22 protein-coding genes are annotated in these 18541 nt (G+C 38.8%); 3 read left to right on the forward strand and 19 right to left on the reverse strand.

What is annotated here, in order from left to right; translation table 11 throughout:
• Positions 1-283 precede the first annotated feature (283 nt).
• Positions 284-1009 carry a trypsin-like serine peptidase gene (locus tag NST93_RS12420; RefSeq protein ID WP_405097476.1) on the forward strand — a complete coding sequence of 242 codons (726 nt, stop codon included), beginning with the start codon at positions 284-286 and terminating at the stop codon, positions 1007-1009.
• Positions 1010-1026: 17 nt separating this feature from the next.
• Positions 1027-1497, forward strand: coding sequence for a hypothetical protein (locus NST93_RS12425; RefSeq protein ID WP_405097478.1), 471 nt, complete (start codon positions 1027-1029; stop codon positions 1495-1497).
• A gap of 156 nt (positions 1498-1653) precedes the next feature.
• Here the strand turns inward: NST93_RS12425 and NST93_RS12430 are convergent, their stop codons facing one another.
• From NST93_RS12430 to fabZ, 3 genes are all read right to left on the reverse strand, one after another.
• Positions 1654-1791: a hypothetical protein gene (locus tag NST93_RS12430; protein WP_405097480.1), complete on the reverse strand. Its 138-nt coding sequence runs from the start codon at positions 1789-1791 to the stop codon at positions 1654-1656.
• Between the two features lie 171 nt (positions 1792-1962).
• Entirely contained in the window at positions 1963-2238 is a 276-nt protein-coding gene (locus tag NST93_RS12435; RefSeq protein ID WP_405097482.1) for a hypothetical protein, read from the reverse strand.
• A gap of 100 nt (positions 2239-2338) precedes the next feature.
• Positions 2339-2758 carry a 3-hydroxyacyl-ACP dehydratase FabZ gene (gene fabZ / locus NST93_RS12440; RefSeq protein WP_405097484.1) on the reverse strand — a complete coding sequence of 140 codons (420 nt, stop codon included), beginning with the start codon at positions 2756-2758 and terminating at the stop codon, positions 2339-2341.
• A gap of 237 nt (positions 2759-2995) precedes the next feature.
• Between fabZ and NST93_RS12445 the strand changes: the two genes are divergently transcribed.
• Positions 2996-3142, forward strand: coding sequence for a lmo0937 family membrane protein (locus NST93_RS12445; RefSeq protein ID WP_405097486.1), 147 nt, complete (start codon positions 2996-2998; stop codon positions 3140-3142).
• Between the two features lie 72 nt (positions 3143-3214).
• Here the strand turns inward: NST93_RS12445 and NST93_RS12450 are convergent, their stop codons facing one another.
• The 16 genes from NST93_RS12450 to atpF all read right to left on the reverse strand — a co-directional run bounded on the left by NST93_RS12450 (position 3215) and on the right by atpF (position 18528).
• Complete coding sequence (locus NST93_RS12450) at positions 3215-3544, reverse strand: DNA-directed RNA polymerase subunit beta (protein WP_405097488.1); 330 nt, start codon at positions 3542-3544, stop codon at positions 3215-3217.
• Positions 3545-3557: 13 nt separating this feature from the next.
• On the reverse strand, positions 3558-4391 hold the full coding sequence (locus NST93_RS12455) for a flagellar hook-basal body protein (protein ID WP_405097490.1): 834 nt from the start codon (positions 4389-4391) through the stop codon (positions 3558-3560).
• Positions 4392-4508: 117 nt separating this feature from the next.
• On the reverse strand, positions 4509-5312 hold the full coding sequence (locus NST93_RS12460; RefSeq protein WP_405097492.1) for a flagellar hook-basal body protein: 804 nt from the start codon (positions 5310-5312) through the stop codon (positions 4509-4511).
• A gap of 89 nt (positions 5313-5401) precedes the next feature.
• Positions 5402-6403: a rod shape-determining protein gene (locus tag NST93_RS12465; protein ID WP_405097494.1), complete on the reverse strand. Its 1002-nt coding sequence runs from the start codon at positions 6401-6403 to the stop codon at positions 5402-5404.
• 249 nt (positions 6404-6652) lie between these two features.
• A complete protein-coding gene (gene spoIIID, locus NST93_RS12470) occupies positions 6653-6913 on the reverse strand; it encodes a sporulation transcriptional regulator SpoIIID (protein WP_206270397.1) in 261 nt (86 codons plus the stop codon).
• A 482-nt stretch (positions 6914-7395) separates the two neighbouring features.
• Entirely contained in the window at positions 7396-8319 is a 924-nt protein-coding gene (locus NST93_RS12475) for a peptidoglycan DD-metalloendopeptidase family protein (RefSeq protein ID WP_405097496.1), read from the reverse strand.
• A gap of 420 nt (positions 8320-8739) precedes the next feature.
• Positions 8740-9891, reverse strand: a complete 1152-nt coding sequence (spoIID, locus tag NST93_RS12480; RefSeq protein ID WP_405097498.1) for a stage II sporulation protein D — start codon at positions 9889-9891, stop codon at positions 8740-8742.
• Positions 9892-10144: 253 nt separating this feature from the next.
• A complete protein-coding gene (murA, locus tag NST93_RS12485; protein ID WP_405097500.1) occupies positions 10145-11485 on the reverse strand; it encodes a UDP-N-acetylglucosamine 1-carboxyvinyltransferase in 1341 nt (446 codons plus the stop codon).
• 36 nt (positions 11486-11521) lie between these two features.
• A complete protein-coding gene (locus tag NST93_RS12490; RefSeq protein WP_405097502.1) occupies positions 11522-12232 on the reverse strand; it encodes a YwmB family TATA-box binding protein in 711 nt (236 codons plus the stop codon).
• Between the two features lie 183 nt (positions 12233-12415).
• Complete coding sequence (locus tag NST93_RS12495; protein ID WP_405097504.1) at positions 12416-12646, reverse strand: DUF1146 family protein; 231 nt, start codon at positions 12644-12646, stop codon at positions 12416-12418.
• A 343-nt stretch (positions 12647-12989) separates the two neighbouring features.
• Positions 12990-13388 (reverse strand): F0F1 ATP synthase subunit epsilon, encoded by a 399-nt coding sequence (locus tag NST93_RS12500; protein WP_405103870.1) that lies wholly within the window; start codon positions 13386-13388, stop codon positions 12990-12992.
• A 78-nt stretch (positions 13389-13466) separates the two neighbouring features.
• The gene (gene atpD / locus NST93_RS12505) at positions 13467-14870 is read right to left on the reverse strand and encodes a F0F1 ATP synthase subunit beta (protein ID WP_405097506.1); all 1404 of its coding nucleotides are present in this window, start codon (positions 14868-14870) and stop codon (positions 13467-13469) included.
• A 38-nt stretch (positions 14871-14908) separates the two neighbouring features.
• A complete protein-coding gene (gene atpG / locus NST93_RS12510; protein WP_405097508.1) occupies positions 14909-15769 on the reverse strand; it encodes an ATP synthase F1 subunit gamma in 861 nt (286 codons plus the stop codon).
• A gap of 162 nt (positions 15770-15931) precedes the next feature.
• On the reverse strand, positions 15932-17440 hold the full coding sequence (atpA, locus tag NST93_RS12515) for a F0F1 ATP synthase subunit alpha (RefSeq protein WP_405097510.1): 1509 nt from the start codon (positions 17438-17440) through the stop codon (positions 15932-15934).
• An 18-nt stretch (positions 17441-17458) separates the two neighbouring features.
• The gene (locus NST93_RS12520) at positions 17459-18004 is read right to left on the reverse strand and encodes a F0F1 ATP synthase subunit delta (RefSeq protein ID WP_405097512.1); all 546 of its coding nucleotides are present in this window, start codon (positions 18002-18004) and stop codon (positions 17459-17461) included.
• On the reverse strand, positions 18001-18528 hold the full coding sequence (gene atpF, locus NST93_RS12525; RefSeq protein WP_405097514.1) for a F0F1 ATP synthase subunit B: 528 nt from the start codon (positions 18526-18528) through the stop codon (positions 18001-18003). Before atpF ends, NST93_RS12520 begins: the two co-directional genes overlap by 4 nt.
• Positions 18529-18541: the final 13 nt, after the last annotated feature.

An 18541-nucleotide genomic window follows, 5' to 3' on the forward strand; every position in this document is an offset into this window, starting at 1 on the left:
TTTGAAAGCACAATTAAAGGTTATTTTACTAGCTACTTTATTTTTATTGTCTGTTCCTATGGTTGGAAATGCAGGTTCTTTAACCATACATGAAGTACCAATTTATTCAGATTCAGTTTAAAAAAATGATGAAATATTTGGTAACACTATTGAAGGGGCAGATGTTGATTTATCCTTTTTATCTGAAAGTAACACAGTATTAACCGAGGAACAATACCTGGAAAAATGGAATAAACATAATCCATATTATAAGGCTTCTAAAGTAACAATTGTGGAAGATAATGTGGAAGAAGGTTCTAAAATTGTTTCTCCATCGGCAGTTATAGGAGCCGATAACCGGACTAAAGTTTCTAATATTAATGTTACACCACATCAGCAAACAGTATATCTAGAATCTATATATTTCAATACTAATAATGAATTAAAAGTTTTCAGATGTTCAGGGGCATTTTTTGAAAATAACTTGCGCCGCGCAAAAGTGTTAACTGCTGCACATTGTATGCATAAAGGAAATCATGAGTATAACCCTGACAATCCTAATGAAGATTATGTTAGAGGTTATGCTTTAGGAATTGCTATATTTAAGGGTATGAGAAATGGGATTTACGATGATTATACTAGCGCAACTGCCATTAAAATACCAAGTGAATATGTGAATAGTCGTGGTATAGCTAGTGACATTGGCGTTATTACAATGCAGGATAACTTGTCTGCAGGAGCGGGTACTTTAGATTTAGAAAGTGCTGCTTCAAGAACTGTAAGAGTCGGAGGTTATCCTAAGAAGGCAGGAAGTGCTGATAATCTACTTGATCAGTATCAAATGACTGGAAGGGCTAGTTTAAATAATGGTATGTTAACTTATACGATTGACACTTCTGGTGGACAAAGTGGAACTCCTGTATTGGATGTTAACACACATAAAATTATCGGTGTTCATTCTTCAGGTAGTCCCTCAAAAAATTATGCAGCTGCTTTAAATTCCATTAACATACTTTTCATAAAACAATAAAACAGGAGTTTTTTTAAATGAAAAAGCTAACTGTATTTTTATTACTAGCTATAATAATAATATTTTTTCTCTATCAACAACACATATTAAAAAATCCCGTAAATAAAGAAGTGAATGAAGAGGTAAAAAAAGAAGAAATTGAATTCAGATTATCTGGCTATTATTACTTCGGCTTTCTTGATCAGAGAGAGAAAAAAGATAGCGCGTTCGAAAAAGATTACTTTTATAACATGGATATTCATTTTCAAAATTATTATTACGATATGTTTGCAGTTACCAGAGATAATGATGATAATGACCCTGAAGAATATGAAACGTATTTTGATTCGATTGGTTTAAATCTTTATTCGATGCCAAACACCGATATAAAACTGGAAAATGGTGATTATATTACTTTAATTGTAAAATCTCCTATTGAAGAATCATATCCTATGTCTATTCAAGAAGTTGGAAGTGTTGAAATACTACATCCTAGATTTCCAAAATAAAAGTTTTGGTAATTACACTTCTTAATAAAATTGTGAAAGCATTGAGTTCAATCTGCCTTTTCCTACTAAAAACAAAAGAAGACCATGTCCGCGGGGTGTAGGAACATGGTTTTCTTTTGTTTGTTTTATTACCAATCCAATCATTAGTAAAGCAATTTATTTCTTTGTTATTTGGAAAAAGTTCGCAGCCCGCCATTCACTCGCTGGATTAATAATACTGATTGTATCATCATCGCATGATGAAAATTCAAATTCATCGTAAATTGCAAGGTTCGGATTAGTAAATGTTATCATTGTTTTATCATCCGACAACGACCATTTAGTATACCGTTTACTCAGACGAAATATGATTATACGCAAAAATGGTTTTAAGCATCTTTTCAATGCCTAAAACCATTTTGATTGACTCGAATGATTCAAGGTTGTGCGTTAGTATTCTTTTACTCAATGAATAACATCGTACCTTTAACGATCTTCGTTATTCTTCTCGTCTTTATTCATATCGTCTTCGTTCTGACCATTCCTATCATCTTGATTATTATCATCCATCATGTCTTGGTCATCTTGATTCCCATCGTCCAGCATGTCCTGATTGTCATCCTGATTATTTTCTTCTTGATTTAATGGACCTTCTTCAATCGGTTCCATATCTTCATCATTATTATCATCTGTTGCGCAACCAGTAATCAGGGTTAGTGCAAGGACGGATGAACCAAGGCGCAAAAGCCATTTATTCATCATATTTGTATGCCTCCTTTGCTTGGTAGTTATTCTTGATTAGCTTAACCAATTTATTGAAGGCCATACTTCTTTTATGATGAAAAACATGATCTATATCCGATTATTGAATAGCAAAAGTAATTTCCGCCTCACAAGCCAGTTCACCATCAACCGTCGCTCGGCCTTTCCCTTTGCCGATTGGGCCTTTCATACGGGTAATTTCCACTTCGAGACGCAGCTGGTCGCCAGGTTTTACTTGTCGTTTGAAACGGCATTTATCAAGCCCAGCAAGAAATCCGATTTTCCCCTTATTTTCTTCCATATTCAATACCGCAATTGCTCCAACCTGCGCCATTGCTTCCACAATTAAGACACCAGGCATGACAGGATAATCCGGAAAATGCCCTTGGAAAAATGGTTCATTGATTGAAACGTTTTTCAAGCCGACTGCACGTTTTGCTTCGTCAATTTCAATAATTTTATCAACTAATAAAAATGGATAACGATGCGGAATAATTGCTTTGATTTCTTCTGAGTTCATATACATTCTCCTTTTTATTGCTCTTCTAACTGAAAAACCTTGCAGTGCCAATAGTTTCCATTGCTAGAATCCGATTAATATATCCTCTTTTTTCACATAATAAAACTGTGAGAAAAAGACTATTCTTCGTCATTATATCAGTTTAGATGTTTCATACAAGTAGAAAAAAGGTAATGTACCATATACAGGTTACCTGTTTTCAATTATTTAAATGGATTTTAAAAAGGAGGAAACAATATGATTTGGACAATATTTGTCATCCTGTTAATATTATGGGGTCTTGGATTTGCATTTGATGTTGGCGGCGGACTCGTCCATATTTTACTTGTAATTGCTTTAATTGTGCTGATTTTCCGTCTGGTTACAGGTAGAAACGTTGGGTGAATGCAGCATAAGTAAAATTTCAAAAGCACGTCATTACCTTTTAATCAGAGGATGACGTGCTTTTAAATTGCTTTATTTTTCTTTCACTACAATATCGATAATATGCTGCCATGTCTCAACTTTTAGTGCATCTGTTGGAGTCCCGTCGCCGATTACACCATAGCCAATCATTAAGCCTGCCGTTAATGCCGCAACAGAAAGGATGCCGATAATAATCAGACGGAGCCAAATCGGAAAAGTCCGCACTCTGGCTTTGATGCCTGTTCGTTTATCTTTTCGTGTTTTTTCACTTTTTTCCTCCGCATTGGCAGAACGCTTCCATGCTTTTTCTTTTGCACGACTTTGGGCGTTTTCTTTTTTTCTTTCCTCTGTACGTGCTTTATCTGATTGCTTCGTTGCCATAGCTACTTACTCCTTAACTTCTCAGCTGATTAATTAATCCCAGCATCTGATCGCTAGTTGAAATCGTACTTGCATTAAATTGATATGCCCGCTGTGCCATTAATAAATCGGACATCTGCTCCGCAATATCCACATTCGATTGCTCTAACATGCCGCTCTGCACTAAATTGTTTTGAGCACCAAGCGGTTGAATCACATCACCGAAATTAATATTAAATGCGTTCAGATCAGGCAGCCGGAACATATTCTGTCCCGCTGATTCTAAAACTTGCGGCCGGTTCACCTGAACGACAGCAATTTCACCTGCAACCTCTCGCTGATTCCCCCGCTCAACGATGATTTGACCACCATCATTAATCATAATGTTATCAAAACCATTTGGAATGGTAATCGGTCCATTTTGTCCAAGGACTGGGTTGCCATCTCCTGTAGTCAGCATAACTGCTTGGTTATTATTTACTGGATTAAGATAGAAACTTCCATCTCTTGAATAACGCGTTTCAGCAACTCCATTTTCCACCGTCTGAATCTGGAAGAAATGATTTTCATTCATTAGCGCAACATCAAGTGTCCGGTCTGTCTGGTTTAACGAACCAATTGAAAAGTCATTGTTCGTTGCTCCAAGTCTTGCTCCAGTACCAATACGCACACCTGCTGGGGAAAGACGATTTTCCTCATTTTCCTGCGCATTTAGATTATTAATATTTTGGAATAAAAGCGAAGAAAACTCTGATTTCCTTGCTTTATAGCCTGCTGTTTGGCTGTTCGCCATATTATGTCCAATCAAATCAAGCTTGTTCTGCAGTTGATTCATTGTAACTGCTGCTTGGATCATTGTTCGTGACATGCTAAACCCTCCAGTTTATCTGTAAAACGAAAGCATTTAAACGCTGGCTGCGTAAATGCCTTGTCTTGTTGTTGTTCTAGTTTAGAAAGCTTGCGTCTTATTCGGGCGCATAAATCTCTAGCCCAGTCGTCCGACTTCTGTGACTGCTTTTCCTAAGCTTTCATCATATGCACGTAATACCCGCTGATTCATTTCAAACATACGATATGCATTCATCATCTCTGTCATTGTCGATGCAGCATCAACATTTGAGCTCTCAAGAAATCCTTGCTGTACCGTATATTCTGTACCAGCAGGAACAGCAGCAGCTTCACCGCTGAACAGGTTCGCGTCATCTTTTATCAGGCTGTTCACATCTTCTGCATAAACAATGCCTAAAGCTGTGTTCTGTCCAGCTGTCTGCAGAACGCCATCAGCTGTAACTGTAAAGTCCAGGCCGCCTGTTTGAATTGGATTTCCCGCTTGATCAAGTACATAATACCCTTCATTCGTCACAAGATTTCCTTGTCCATCGACAGTGAAATTCCCGTTTCTTGTAAGTCCTACCTCTCCTGCATCATTCTGTACACTGAAAAACAGTCCTCCTGTTTCATCAGGAAGTGTCCCTTGTACTAATGCCAAGTCAGTTGAGATATTCGTTTGCCTAACATCCCCTTGACTAAAGTTTGGCAGGGTTTCCTGCACATAAACTCCAGTATTAAGCGATCCTATCTGCTGGTGAATCGGGATATTCAGACTTCTTGTTGTTGGCAGCGATTTTTTTCCTTGTGCTTGGATGAGCAGCTCCGGAAAAGAACGAATCGTTGCCTGGTCCGCTTTATAACCTGGTGTATTCATGTTCGCAATATTATTTCCCAGCGATTCCTGATAACGCTGCTGTGTCTTCATTCCACTTGCCGCTGCATAGAATCCTCGTAACATGTGCGTCTCCTCCTTTAGTGTTGGGGTTTCTTCTCAGTCATTCAAAAAGTCTGATTGGAAATCTCCACTCGCGCTTTGTGACTGTTTTATCAGCTAATTTTTTTACGTTCTATTTTATCAATGTTTTCCAGCATAATTCCTGTACCTTTAGCAACACAGCTCATTGGCTCTTCCGCAATAAATACCGGAACTTTAAGTTCTTCTGCAAGCAATTGATCCATACCATGAATCAATGCACCGCCGCCAGTTAAAATAACACCGCGATCAATAATATCTGCTGATAATTCAGGTGGAGTTTTTTCAAGAACTGCTTTAGCAGCTTGTACAATAAGGAAAACAGATTCTCTTAACGCTTCTTCAATTTCATTAGAGTAAACTGTGATTGTACGAGGCAATCCACTCACCATATCACGTCCGCGGATTTCTAATTCTTCACTGCGGCCATCTTTAAATACAGTTGCAACATTAATTTTAATCTCTTCTGCTGTTCTTTCACCAATTAATAATTTGTATTTCTTTTTAATATATTGAAGAATTTCTGCATCAAAATTATCCCCTGCCATTTTAATGGACTCAGAGGTTACAATGCCACCCATTGAAAGTACAGCAACGTCTGTTGTTCCGCCGCCGATGTCTACAACCATATTTCCGCTTGGCTGGTAAATCTCCATGCCTGCTCCGATTGCAGCAACTTTCGGTTCTTCCTCAAGATATACTTTTTTGCCGCCTGATTTTTCAGCAGCTTCTTTAATTGCTTTCTGTTCTACCTTCGTAATGTTGGTAGGGCAGCAAATCAACATTCTCGGTTTTGTGAAAAGACCTTTTACATTGATTTTATTTATAAAATGCTTTAACATCGCTTCAGTAACGTCAAAATCAGCAATAACCCCATCTTTTAAAGGACGGATCGCTTCAATATTTCCAGGCGTTCTTCCGACCATTTTGCGGGCTGCTTCTCCAACTTCCAATACTTTTCCTGTATTCCTGTCCATCGCTACGACAGCTGGTTCATTTAATACGATTCCTTTACCTTTAACATGAATTAAAACGTTGGCAGTTCCAAGGTCAATTCCAATATCTCTAGAAAACATCTATCTAGGTCCTCCTAAAAAGCTATCTTACATTGCAATTTCGACACAATGCTACTAATATAATATTTTATCACATATTTCCATATTTAACTGCATTAATATGAAAATTATTTAATAAATTTTAAGTATATTTGTCGAAAAATAGGGAACCGCATGAAATGAATGCTTCTCAGCGTTCAAATACCTGAGATACTCGGGCAGAAATAAAAAATCGGCTACTATCCTGAGGAATGGTAGCCTGTTTCACAGTTAGTCAACCTTTACTTCCTTTTTATATTTTAACCTGGTTGCTTCACCTCCTCTAAGATGTCTGATTGCTTTGTGATATTCGAGGATTTCTTTAACTTGGGCTGCGAGTTCGGGGTTGATTTCTGGCAGTCTTTCAGTCAGGTCCTTATGCACGGTACTTTTAGAAACACCAAATTCCTTGGCGATTTTGCGAACTGTCTTTCTCGATTCAATCACATGCTGTCCAATTCTGATTGCTCTTTCTTTGATGTAATCATGCACACCGGTCGCCTCCTAAGCTGATCGTTCTGAGGTGTATAGAAAACTAGGACCGCCAAATTTTCCTGTGACCGTCTTAGTTGCAGTTATGCAGCAGGAAAGCAGCTATGCTTGCTTAGCTGCCAAGTAGGACTAGGTGTTAAAAGGCAATATGCATCTCACAGCCTGCAAATACACATGATGCTGGATTATGTATTTTCTGCAGATTGCATGGAATAAGAAAATTAGCTTTCACTTCTTTCACCTCAGTGCTAAATTCTTGGTTGGTTTGTAACATTTTATTACAAGCCAGGCACGTTTATGATTAAAATCAAACAGCTTTTCTTTACGGACAAGAAGTATTTTTTAAATAGTCAAATAAAATCAGTGATTCTCTTATCGAATAAAAACAAAGCAACATGGATTCTATCGTCACTTTACGTTGTAATCATGCAAAAAGAACAAAAAAACATCCCGGCTTTTATTTGCCGGGATGTCTTTTATTTTTATTCTTCTGATTCTGGTTCTTCTGTCGTATCCTCATCTGCATCTGTATCTGTGCTTTCTTCAAGATCTGGATCTGCATCTGCATCTGTGTCTGCTTCTTCTTCAAGATCAGCGTCTTCTTCCGCTCCATCTTCAGGTGCACTTTCTGGTTCGGTTACTTCTTCCGCTTCATCTGTTGCTTCATCTGCTTCCGTCTCATTTATTGCATCATCCGTTACTTCTTCAGCAGATTCATAAAGATTTGCTACAGGCTGATTAAAGTATTCTTCCGGGTTCATAATTTCATCGGCTTTTCGCAGTTCAAAGTGAACATGAATTCCTTTGTCCTTGCCGAAGATATTCTTCCCTGCTGTACCAATTACATCGCCTTGTTTAATCTTTGCATCTTGCTTAACGGATACTTCATCAAGACTTGCATAATATGTTGTCACATCATTTTCATGGCTGATTGTTACAACATTTCCCATGATTGGGTCCTTCTTCACTTCTTTTACTGTACCGCTTATTGCTGCAACGACGTCAAAGCTTTCTGCATTGGAGCTTGCAATGTCAATACCTGTGCTTTGATAATAACGATTGTTGTAATGGATTAGAGCATTTGCCTTTTCTGCTTCGTCTGCGTTATAATCAAAAAATTTCGTTACAATTTCTGCTTCATCCATGTCCAATACTGGCAGCAGGATTAATTCCTGATGCTCCATTACTGGAACTGCGTCACCATCTGTCGCAATCGGATTATAATCTTCGGATTGCTGTGTTCCTTCTTTAACTGTTTCTGTCTGTTCATCACCACTATTTTGGTACCAAACGACAGCTGACAATAAAAGCGCTGCAAGCATCAAATAAAGACTAGGGAAAAACCATTTCTTTCGGAAAATACGTGTCCAGCTCTTTTTTGGACCGAATTTGTTTTCCTCATTCATTTCTTCATCACCTCAACAACCATTCTGTTCAGATAATAGAAAATCTATACATTTTTTTATGAAAATTTTTGAATTCTATGCATTATTAGAAGAGTTGAGGGCAAAGTAACAAGTTTAAACCTTCTTCGTCCTAGTAAAAATCGTATGTTCACTCGCTGAGCGCTGTCATTCATATGCTAGATAATATAATGTCAATAGACCCTTTACTAATATACAAACCTTTATGCAACTGAATAATAGTATTGTGGAGTGAAAGTCCAATAGCGTTTTTCATTATAGATTACCCAGAATATATTATTACCTGCCCAGAAACAAGAAGAAGCATCGAGCGAAATCAGCTTTTGCAGGAAGTATTTGAAAAGCGGGCTTCCAATAGAAGGTAAACGGGAGAACTGCATTCAAGCATAAAAAAACTCTCGTCTATTTGGAGACGAGAGTTGGCACTGTTTCATCGATATTGCTTATTTCGATGCCTTGATAATAGTATTTTACAATGTCCTTGTATGTTTTCCCTTCTTTTGCCATGCCGTCTGCACCATATTGGCTCATACCCACTCCATGGCCATACCCTTTCGTTGTAAAAATATAATGATCATCTTTTTGTGTTACAGAAAAGTCACTGGAGCGAAGTTCTAGTTTATCTCTTATTTCCCTGCCAGTAAAACGATTGTCTTCAATCGTTAATTGTTCCACACGTTTACTTTCCTTTCTTGAAATGACGATGTCGGTTGATTTCTTATCACCTATATTGATTTCCAGCAATTCTTCCAAGTCAGTGATAGAGAACGTCTTTTGATCTGTCAATTTTGGATTATCCAATTCCCAGGGGCTTTCTACACTGCGCAGATAAGGTAATTCGTTTTCCCAATAGTCTTCAGAGTTTTCCGTATAACCATTGCTCATTGAGAAGAATGCAGGCATAATCGGTTCTTCATTATAGGTTAGAATTTCCCCTTCTGTTGCATGTACTGCATTTTTAATCTTTTCCATATTTTCATCATAGGAACTGCCCCATTGCTTTCGCAGTTCCTTATCATTTTTATAAACTTGGTGCTGAACTGTATCTGTTATATCATACGTTTCCTCTTGATTATTCCCCATTAAATGACTGACTGTATACGTGCGGGCAGCAAGTGCCTGTGCTTTTAATGCTTCCAGTTCAAAGTCGGCATGCATCTCAGCGGCAACGACCCCAACAATATAGTTTTCTAATGGAACATCTTCCACAACGTCTGCCTTTGTTCGCATGACTGCTACAGAGATTGATTCCGTATCCGTTAATGCTGTTTCCTCTTTTGCTTTATTTGTCCCTGCAGAATTTGTACCCAGCGTCAGTACAATAATACTCGGAACAACTAAAATAATCAGCATCAGACAAATCAGGGTCAGGATAATTGGAAACGGATAAGTAAAGTGCTGCTGTTTCAATTTAGCAAGACCTCTGTTTTTAATAGAAGGGGGCAGCTTGGATTTATACGATGATGTATGCTTCATCTTCGTTGCTAAAGAATTTGATTTAAATTTTCGTTTCAGCTTTTTATTGCTATAAAGTTTTTTCTTCGGTTTTATCACGAATTCCCTCCTTGTTTTTAATTCCATTCTGCTGCCAAACCAGCTTACCCTGTGTTCTGGGCTTCTATACGATTCGCATACAAAATGAATTTCCTGCTCTATTAATATGTTTATACATCTCTGCATAAAAATAGACCTGGTTTTTTTAAATGGAGGAAGCTCAAACAAACATTTGATTGCAAAGTAAAAAAAGACAGATGATTATAGCGTTCATCTGTCCTTTTATTCATAATTTATCATTATGAGCATATATTTATGATAATTCAGCAGTTTCTTGTTCTAAAATCTTTTGAGTTATAGCAATTGGCGCTGTATCAACGGCATTGCCATTTTCGTCTACACGTTCAATATCTGCTCCTAAAGCAGCTAACTTGCCTACGATATTCACGTAACCGCGGTCTAAGTGTTTTAACTGTGTTACACGAGTGTTTCCTTCTGAAACTAACCCAGCCAAAATTAGAGCTGCTGCAGCACGAAGATCTGTTGCTGCTACTTCAGCACCTTGAAGATCATTCAAACCTTCAATAATGACACTGCGTCCTTCAATTTTAATTTTCCCATTCATTCTTCTAAATTCTTCAACATGCATAAAGCGATTTTCAAAGACAGTTTCTGTAAGTACACTTGTGCCGTTTGCTTTTAGCATTAATGCCATCATTTGTGATTGCATATCAGTTGGGAAACCAGGATAAGGAAGTGTCTTCACATCCGTTGCCTTTAATTCCTCAGGGCCAATCACACGAATCCCGTTGCCTTCTTCAAGGACTTTGACATCCATTTCTTCAAGCTTGGAGATAACTGAACGCAAGTGTTCGCTTTCCACATTTTCAACTAATACATTTCCACCAGTAATTGCAGCGGCAACCATGAACGTACCAGCTTCGATACGGTCAGGAATAATGGAATGGTTTGCACCATGAAGTTTTTCTACTCCATTAATTCGAATTGTTTCTGTACCAGCACCAACAATGTTTGCACCCATTTTATTCAGGTAGTTAGCTAAATCAACGATTTCAGGTTCTTTAGCACAGTTCTCAAGCGTCGTCTTTCCTTCTGCGAGTGCAGCAGCCATCATAATATTTTCCGTTGCACCTACACTTGGCATGTCTAAATAAATCTTTGCACCTTTAAGACGGCCATCGACTTTTGCCTCTACAAAGCCATTTCCTACGTGGATTTCAGCGCCCATCGCTTCAAATCCTTTTAAATGCAGATCAATTGGACGTGAGCCAATTGCACAGCCACCTGGCATTGCAACATTTGCGTGTCCATAGCGGGCAAGTAATGGTCCCAGTACAAGTACAGAAGCGCGCATTTTTCGAACGTACTCGAAAGGAGCTTCTGTCAGCAATTGTTTGGAAGCATCAATTTCTACGGTATTTGTTTCAGGGTCAAATTCTACATCAGCATTTATGCTTTTTAATACTTGATTAATCGTATATACATCCGCTAAAACGGGAACATCAGTGATAACACTTTTCCCTTCACTCGCAATTAAACTCGCAGCCAAAACGGGCAGTACTGCATTCTTCGCACCTTCGACTTTTACAGTGCCATTCAGTTGCTGTCCACCTCTTACGATGATTTTCTCCATATTTTATAAATCTCCTTCAAATCCAATTTCATATTATTAGTATTCATTTATTAGGATAGGTGTGCCTATCATGTACTTTAAATCTCCAGTGTCAAGTTCGGTAGTTGCTATTTGTATATTTAGTGGTATGCCATCTAAATTAATACTTTCATTCCATAGAGGTGTATACCCGTAAATAATATTCTTAAGCCTCGATGATTGCACATTGTCACCCTGTGCTTCCATATGTAAAAGCTCAAGTGATGATAGAAAATGTTCTATAATCATACTACTCTCTATTGTACCACCATCTATGAGCTCAATACAAGTAAATATTCTTGCATTTGGAGTAAACATTTCTTTTTTCAAATCAGCAATTGTATTCGTATAATTTCTTTTGATATTTTCATCCCATTCCGTCCCTGTTATCACTGTAATCAGCTCAATTTGCTCATCGGAATGGAACGGTATAATTACATTATATTGTATCTTCATGTCAAGGTTATTTCTATCCTCAAATACATAGTTTATACTATTTTCATCCTCTGTCATAGCTACCAGATGTTGATTTCGGAATTTGTTCACATATGCTTCTCTATTTGCCAGCTGTTTCGTCTCTTTTATCGTTACTTCCCAGCCGGTTATTTCTAATTGTTCAGCTTCAGCTAGTTCAGTGAATTTAAATAAGGGATCTATTTCAGTATATGGAGATGCACCATTCATTGCGAGACTTAAAATAATTATACAGATGACCATGCTTTTTTTCATAATAACCACCTCACCTTAGATTACAATTCATTATAGGCAAGGGATATTTTTTTATTCATAGATTAAGAGATTGAGAGGCTAAAATTTCACGACATGATATGAGGGGTTTCTGCTGGATAGTCTGTTCTTGTCAAATCACTGAAAAAAAAGAGCTCAGCTGCTGAACTCTTTTTGGTAACAAGTCTAGAATAGGTAGGTCAAATCTCTCGACCACTGAAGAATATCAAGTACAAAACTGCTTACACCCGTACCAATGACGATCGAAAGAAATAACAAAAATATCCTTCCTTCTTTTTGGTGCCCTTTACGAATAATCGGGTCAAAATTCATCTTCAACATGACACGCCAAGTAAGATAAATAAAGATCAAATGTGACAGAATACTAATAAACGCAATTTGTCCAATAGAAATCATAAAAAACTCCTTTGCTTATCGGGGATAGACCCTGTTGTGTCAAAATTTCCCGGGAAATATCGACATTTTTTCTTATTCCCCTTACTCTAACATAAAAAATCCCTTACAACTAATTTGTTATAAGAGATTTTCTTTTCAATATCAATTTTCGACTAAATGTAGCTCTAAAGTCTCTGCTTCACTTTCTTGAACTGCACCAGACATAAAAACTTTCTGAATAAAGCAAGCATTCGCCGCATCGTTTCATGCGACGAAAGTCACGATAACAGCCTGTATTTGCTCAAGCTTTTCTATCCTATGGCCCAGTCCATTTCGAGTTTGGCTAAACAGGTGATTATACCTATTACTTACGAGTTACATTTATACGATTTAATGCTCGTTTGAGTGCTAATTCAGCTCGCTGGAAATCGGTATCATCTTGTTTTGCTTGTAAACGGCGTTCTGCTCTGGCTTTTGCCTCGTTTGCGCGAGCAACGTCAATTTCGCTTGCTTTTTCAGCAGACTGGGCAAGAATTGTCACCTTATCTGGGCGCACTTCCATAAATCCTCCACTGACAGCTAGTTGATATGTATCGTTGTTTTTCTTTAAACGAACAGCACCAATTGTTAGAGGAGCAACTAATGGGATATGCCCTGGCAATATTCCTAATTCACCAGTTTCCGTCTTACAAACAATCATTTCATAATCCTCTTCCAGGACTGGACCACTAGGAGTTACAACACTCACAGTTAGTGTTTTCAGGTTAAACCCCTCCTAATATTGGTAAGAAGCAGGCAATGCTTTACACTTTGTAATCATCGCCACTTCTTCCATTATGATTTATTGCATTTGTTTTGCTTTTTCTACAACTTCTTCAATACGTCCAACTAAGCGGAACGCATCCTCTGGAAGATCATCATACTTACCTTCAAGGATTTCCTTGAAGCCTTTAACTGTTTCTTGTACAGGTACATAAGAACCAGGCTGTCCAGTAAACTGTTCAGCAACGTGGAAGTTTTGTGACAGGAAGAATTGAACACGACGTGCACGAGCAACAACTAATTTGTCCTCGTCACCAAGCTCATCCATTCCCAGAATTGCAATAATATCTTGTAATTCTTTATAACGCTGTAATGTCATTTGAACTTCAGTCGCCACTTTGTAGTGCTCTTCTCCAACAACTTCTGGGTCAAGTGCACGTGATGTAGATGCAAGTGGATCCACTGCTGGGTAGATACCTTGCTCAGAAAGCTTACGATCCAAGTTTGTCGTTGCATCCAAGTGAGCGAATGTTGTTGCAGGTGCCGGATCCGTATAGTCATCCGCTGGTACATAAATTGCTTGAATTGATGTAACAGAACCCTTCTGTGTAGAAGTGATTCGCTCCTGTAATTGTCCCATTTCAGTTGCAAGTGTTGGCTGGTATCCTACCGCTGATGGCATACGGCCAAGCAATGCAGACACCTCAGAACCTGCTTGTGTGAAACGGAAAATGTTATCGATGAACAATAGCACGTCTTGCCCTTGCTCATCACGGAAGTACTCAGCCATTGTCAAACCAGTTAGAGCAACACGCATACGTGCTCCAGGCGGCTCGTTCATTTGTCCGAATACCATCGCTGTTTTCGCGATAACTCCAGAATCTTTCATTTCATAGTAAAGGTCATTACCTTCACGTGTACGTTCACCAACACCAGCAAACACGGAAATACCGCCATGTTCTTGTGCGATGTTGTTGATCAGTTCTTGAATAAGTACGGTTTTACCTACACCGGCACCACCAAATAGTCCGATTTTACCACCTTTAATATAAGGAGCGAGAAGGTCAACTACTTTGATTCCTGTTTCAAGAATTTCAGTTTGAGTTGAAAGCTCTTCAAATTTAGGTGCATCACGGTGAATTGGGTCAAGACGAACGCCAGCTTCTAGTGGCTCATCTAAATCGATTTTTTCACCTAATACGTTAAATACTCTTCCTAATGTGATATCCCCTACTGGTACAGAGATAGGTCTGCCTAAGTCAGTAACAGCTGCGCCGCGTTGCACGCCATCTGTTGAAGACATCGCAATTGTGCGGACACTGTTATCACCAAGATGAAGCGCAACTTCTAGTGTAAGTGTGTTAACTGCTTCACCAGTGTCTATTTTGACTTCTAAAGCGTTATAAATGTCTGGGAGCTGGCCGTCTTCGAATTTTACGTCAACAACTGGTCCCATTACTTGTATAACTCGTCCTTTACTCATCGATTTCCCTCCTAACTTACTTTTCCAATCAATTCATGCTATTCAAGCGCTGCTGCTCCACCAACAATTTCAGTGATTTCTTGTGTAATTGCCGCTTGACGGGCGCGGTTATAATGAAGAGAAAGTTCGTCGATAAGCTCTTCCGCATTATCTGTCGCATTCTTCATTGCAGTCATACTTGCCGCATGTTCACTTGCTTTCGCATCCAATAATGCACCGAAGATTAAACTCTCTGCATATTGTGGTAAAAGCACCGATAATATTTCTTCTTGATTTGGTTCATATTCATAATCACTATTCACATTTCCGTGGTCTGCTATATTTTCAATTGGCAGCAGCTGTCTTTTCGTGGCAACTTGTGAAATTGCGCTGACATAATGATTGTAGAATAGAATCAATTCATCAATTTCCCCATCGGTATACATTTGTACGGTTTCGGAAGCGAGTTCTTTAATATCCGCATAGTGAGGCTGGTCAGAAACGCCTAATATGCTGTTGGAAATTGGCATATTGCGTTTTCTGCAGAAATCATATCCCTTCGATCCCATAACAATAATCGTATACTCGGATGGATCTTTATGTCTTTCTTCAATTGTTTGTACTAGATTCTTTAAGACATGACTATTATACGCACCAACTAGTCCTTTATCTGAAGTGATAATAAGATAAGCGGTTTTCTTCACTTTGCGTTTTTGAAGCATTGGATGGGTAACATCAGAATTGCTGTTTGCAATACTTGCAACAACTTCCTGAATCTTATCGCTGTATGGTACAAAGCCTTTTGCATTTCGTTCGGCTTTCCCCATTTTAGAAGCAGACACCATTTCCATTGCAGCCGTGATTTTTTTCGTTTTGCCTGTTGAATCTATACGTGCTTTCAAATCTCTAAGTGATGCCAAGCTGTTTCACCACCCTTTCGTAGCGATTTAGGCGGGTTCAGCAAGACGTCCGCGGCTGAACCCTTTTTATATAAATTACTGGAACAACGTCCAGCTGAAGCGACCGGAGACTAGCAAACTTTAACGTTTAAATGTTGCTGGACGGTCATCTTCGCTTTTGTTTTAGTTACTTGGCAGGAATGTGTTCTTAAATGTTTCAATTGCTTTATTCATTGCGTCAGCATCTGGAAGGTTTCCAGTTGTGCGAATTTCATCAAGCAATTCCGTTCCATTTGTATCCAGCCAAACATTCATTTCTGATTCGAAACGTAGAATATCTGAAACAGGAATATCATCAAGGTAACCTTTTGTTAATGCATAGATAATCATTACCTGGTATTCAACAGCTAATGGTTTATGCAAACCTTGTTTCAATACTTCTACTGTACGTTCTCCACGATTCAGCTTCGCTTGTGTTGCTTTATCAAGGTCAGAACCAAATTGCGAGAATGCTTCTAGCTCACGGAATGATGCAAGGTCCAGACGAAGTGTACCTGCAACTTTCTTCATTGCTTTAATTTGTGCTGATCCACCTACACGGGATACGGATAAACCTGGGTTAATCGCTGGTCGTACACCCGAGAAGAATAAATCAGATTGCAAGAAAATTTGTCCATCAGTAATTGAGATAACGTTTGTTGGAATATAAGCAGAGATATCTCCAGCCTGTGTTTCAACAAATGGCAGTGCAGTTAAAGAACCGCCGCCTTTCGCATCACTCAATTTTGCTGCACGCTCTAACAGACGGGAGTGAAGATAGAATACATCCCCTGGGAATGCTTCACGTCCTGGCGGGCGGCGTAATAGTAATGAAAGTTCACGGTATGCAGTTGCTTGTTTTGATAAATCATCATATACAACAAGTACGTGCTTTCCGTTATACATAAATTCTTCTCCCATCGCTACACCTGCATATGGAGCAAGGTATAGAGATGGTGCTGGGTCAGATGCCCCTGCAGATACAACAATCGTGTAGTCTAATGCACCATAACGGCGAAGTGTTTCAACGGTAGAAGCTACTGTTGATTCCTTTTGTCCGATTGCTACATAGATACAAATCATATCTTGATCTTTTTGGTTAATGATTGCGTCAATTGCTACAGTTGTTTTCCCTGTTTGACGGTCACCAATGATTAATTCACGTTGACCGCGTCCAATTGGCACAAGTGCGTCAATCGCTTTAATCCCTGTTTGCAATGGTTCATCAACAGATTTACGATCCATTACTCCTGGTGCTCCTGCTTCAATCGGGCGTGTTTTCGTTGTATTGATTGGGCCTTGTCCATCGATTGGTTGACCTAAAGTATTTACAACACGTCCTAATAATTCCTCACCAACTGGTACTTGCATGATTCTTCCTGTACGACGAACTTCATCGCCTTCTTTGATTCCCTTATAATCTCCAAGGATAACGATACCTACGTTGCTTTCCTCAAGGTTTTGCGCTAATCCCATTACACCATTCGAGAATTCTAATAGTTCACCAGCCATTGCATTTTCGAGGCCATGTGCACGTGCAATACCATCCCCGATTTCAATAACTGTTCCAACATCTGATACTTCGATATCCGTATCAAAGTTTTCGATTTGCTGTTTTATCAGCTTGCTAATCTCTTCAGCATTAATGCTCATACCATTTCACCCCTATCATCATATGTTTGCTACTGTTATCTCACGTTTGATTCGACCGAGCTTCCCGCTTATTGTTCCATCGTAAATGGTGTTGCCGACGCGGATTTTAATACCACCGATAAGAGACGGGTCTACCACATTATTGAACTCAAGTGTATTTTTACCAAGTCTTTTAGCGAATGATAGTTGTAAGTTTTGCTTTTCAGCGTCTGTAAGCTCACGAACAGAGTAAACAGTTGCAACTTCAATTCCCTTCGCATCATTCACATTTTTTACGAATGCATCAACAAAGGATGGAATAAGCGCTGTACGATGACGTGCAACAAGCAGTTTAACTGTATTTACGACATCAGTATGTAAGCCTTTTAAGCTTTTCGTTAAAAGCTGTTCTTTTTGTTCCCCATTCACTTTTGGATGCAATAGGAATGTGTTTAATTGTTTATTGTTACTGAAGACTTCACGCACTACTGTGAGATCTTCAACGTACTTTTCAAGTATTGACTTTTCTGAACCCAGTTGAAAAAGAGCATCTGCATAACGCTTGGCTACAACAATTTCACTCATCGCTCTTCTCCTACCTCTTTAATATACTCATTAATGAATTTCTCTTGATCTTGTGCATTGATTTCTTTCTCAATTACCTTGCTTGCAACAAGTACAGATAATGAAGCAACCTGTGCCTGAAGCGCTTGAATAGCCTGCTCTTTTTCGTTTTGAATATCAGCTTGTGCTTGTTTCTTGATACGCTCTGCTTCAAGGCGTGCAGATTCAATAATGTCTTGCTCCTGCTTCACGCCAGCAACCTTAGCGTCCTCAATAATCTTTTGTGCTTCTTGTCTCACTTGATTTAACTGTTCTGCTGCACTTGCCGCAGATTTTTCTGCTTCCGCTCTGCTGCGCTCAGCCTCTTCAATTTCATTTGCAACATAGTTCTCACGTTTTTCCATCATGTCCATTAGCGGACCCCATGCAAACTTTTTAAGCAGAACTAACAGGACCAAGAAGAAGAACAGTGTAACAAGCATGTCTCCCACCCGCAGTCCACCTACAGATGCGCCAACAGTCATAAAGTTAATATATGAATGCACTGATTTCACTCCT

It is taken from the genome of Oceanobacillus sp. FSL H7-0719 (assembly GCF_045040795.1).
Taxonomy (GTDB): domain Bacteria; phylum Bacillota; class Bacilli; order Bacillales; family Amphibacillaceae; genus Oceanobacillus.

Bases quoted from the DNA above. Each gene is read 5' to 3' on its own strand.
- NST93_RS12425 (WP_405097478.1), top strand. From the start codon at position 1,027: ATGAAAAAGCTAACTGTATTTTTATTACTAGCTATAATAATAATATTT.
- NST93_RS12430 (WP_405097480.1), bottom strand. From the start codon at position 1,791: ATGATAACATTTACTAATCCGAACCTTGCAATTTACGATGAATTTGAA.
- NST93_RS12435 (WP_405097482.1), bottom strand. From the start codon at position 2,238: ATGATGAATAAATGGCTTTTGCGCCTTGGTTCATCCGTCCTTGCACTA.
- fabZ (WP_405097484.1), bottom strand. From the start codon at position 2,758: ATGAACTCAGAAGAAATCAAAGCAATTATTCCGCATCGTTATCCATTT.
- NST93_RS12445 (WP_405097486.1), top strand. From the start codon at position 2,996: ATGATTTGGACAATATTTGTCATCCTGTTAATATTATGGGGTCTTGGA.
- NST93_RS12450 (WP_405097488.1), bottom strand. From the start codon at position 3,544: ATGGCAACGAAGCAATCAGATAAAGCACGTACAGAGGAAAGAAAAAAA.
- NST93_RS12455 (WP_405097490.1), bottom strand. From the start codon at position 4,391: ATGTCACGAACAATGATCCAAGCAGCAGTTACAATGAATCAACTGCAG.
- NST93_RS12460 (WP_405097492.1), bottom strand. From the start codon at position 5,312: ATGTTACGAGGATTCTATGCAGCGGCAAGTGGAATGAAGACACAGCAG.
- NST93_RS12465 (WP_405097494.1), bottom strand. From the start codon at position 6,403: ATGTTTTCTAGAGATATTGGAATTGACCTTGGAACTGCCAACGTTTTA.
- NST93_RS12475 (WP_405097496.1), bottom strand. From the start codon at position 8,319: ATGAATGAGGAAAACAAATTCGGTCCAAAAAAGAGCTGGACACGTATT.
- murA (WP_405097500.1), bottom strand. From the start codon at position 11,485: ATGGAGAAAATCATCGTAAGAGGTGGACAGCAACTGAATGGCACTGTA.
- NST93_RS12490 (WP_405097502.1), bottom strand. From the start codon at position 12,232: ATGAAAAAAAGCATGGTCATCTGTATAATTATTTTAAGTCTCGCAATG.
- NST93_RS12495 (WP_405097504.1), bottom strand. From the start codon at position 12,646: ATGATTTCTATTGGACAAATTGCGTTTATTAGTATTCTGTCACATTTG.
- atpD (WP_405097506.1), bottom strand. From the start codon at position 14,870: ATGAGTAAAGGACGAGTTATACAAGTAATGGGACCAGTTGTTGACGTA.
- atpA (WP_405097510.1), bottom strand. From the start codon at position 17,440: ATGAGCATTAATGCTGAAGAGATTAGCAAGCTGATAAAACAGCAAATC.
- NST93_RS12520 (WP_405097512.1), bottom strand. From the start codon at position 18,004: ATGAGTGAAATTGTTGTAGCCAAGCGTTATGCAGATGCTCTTTTTCAA.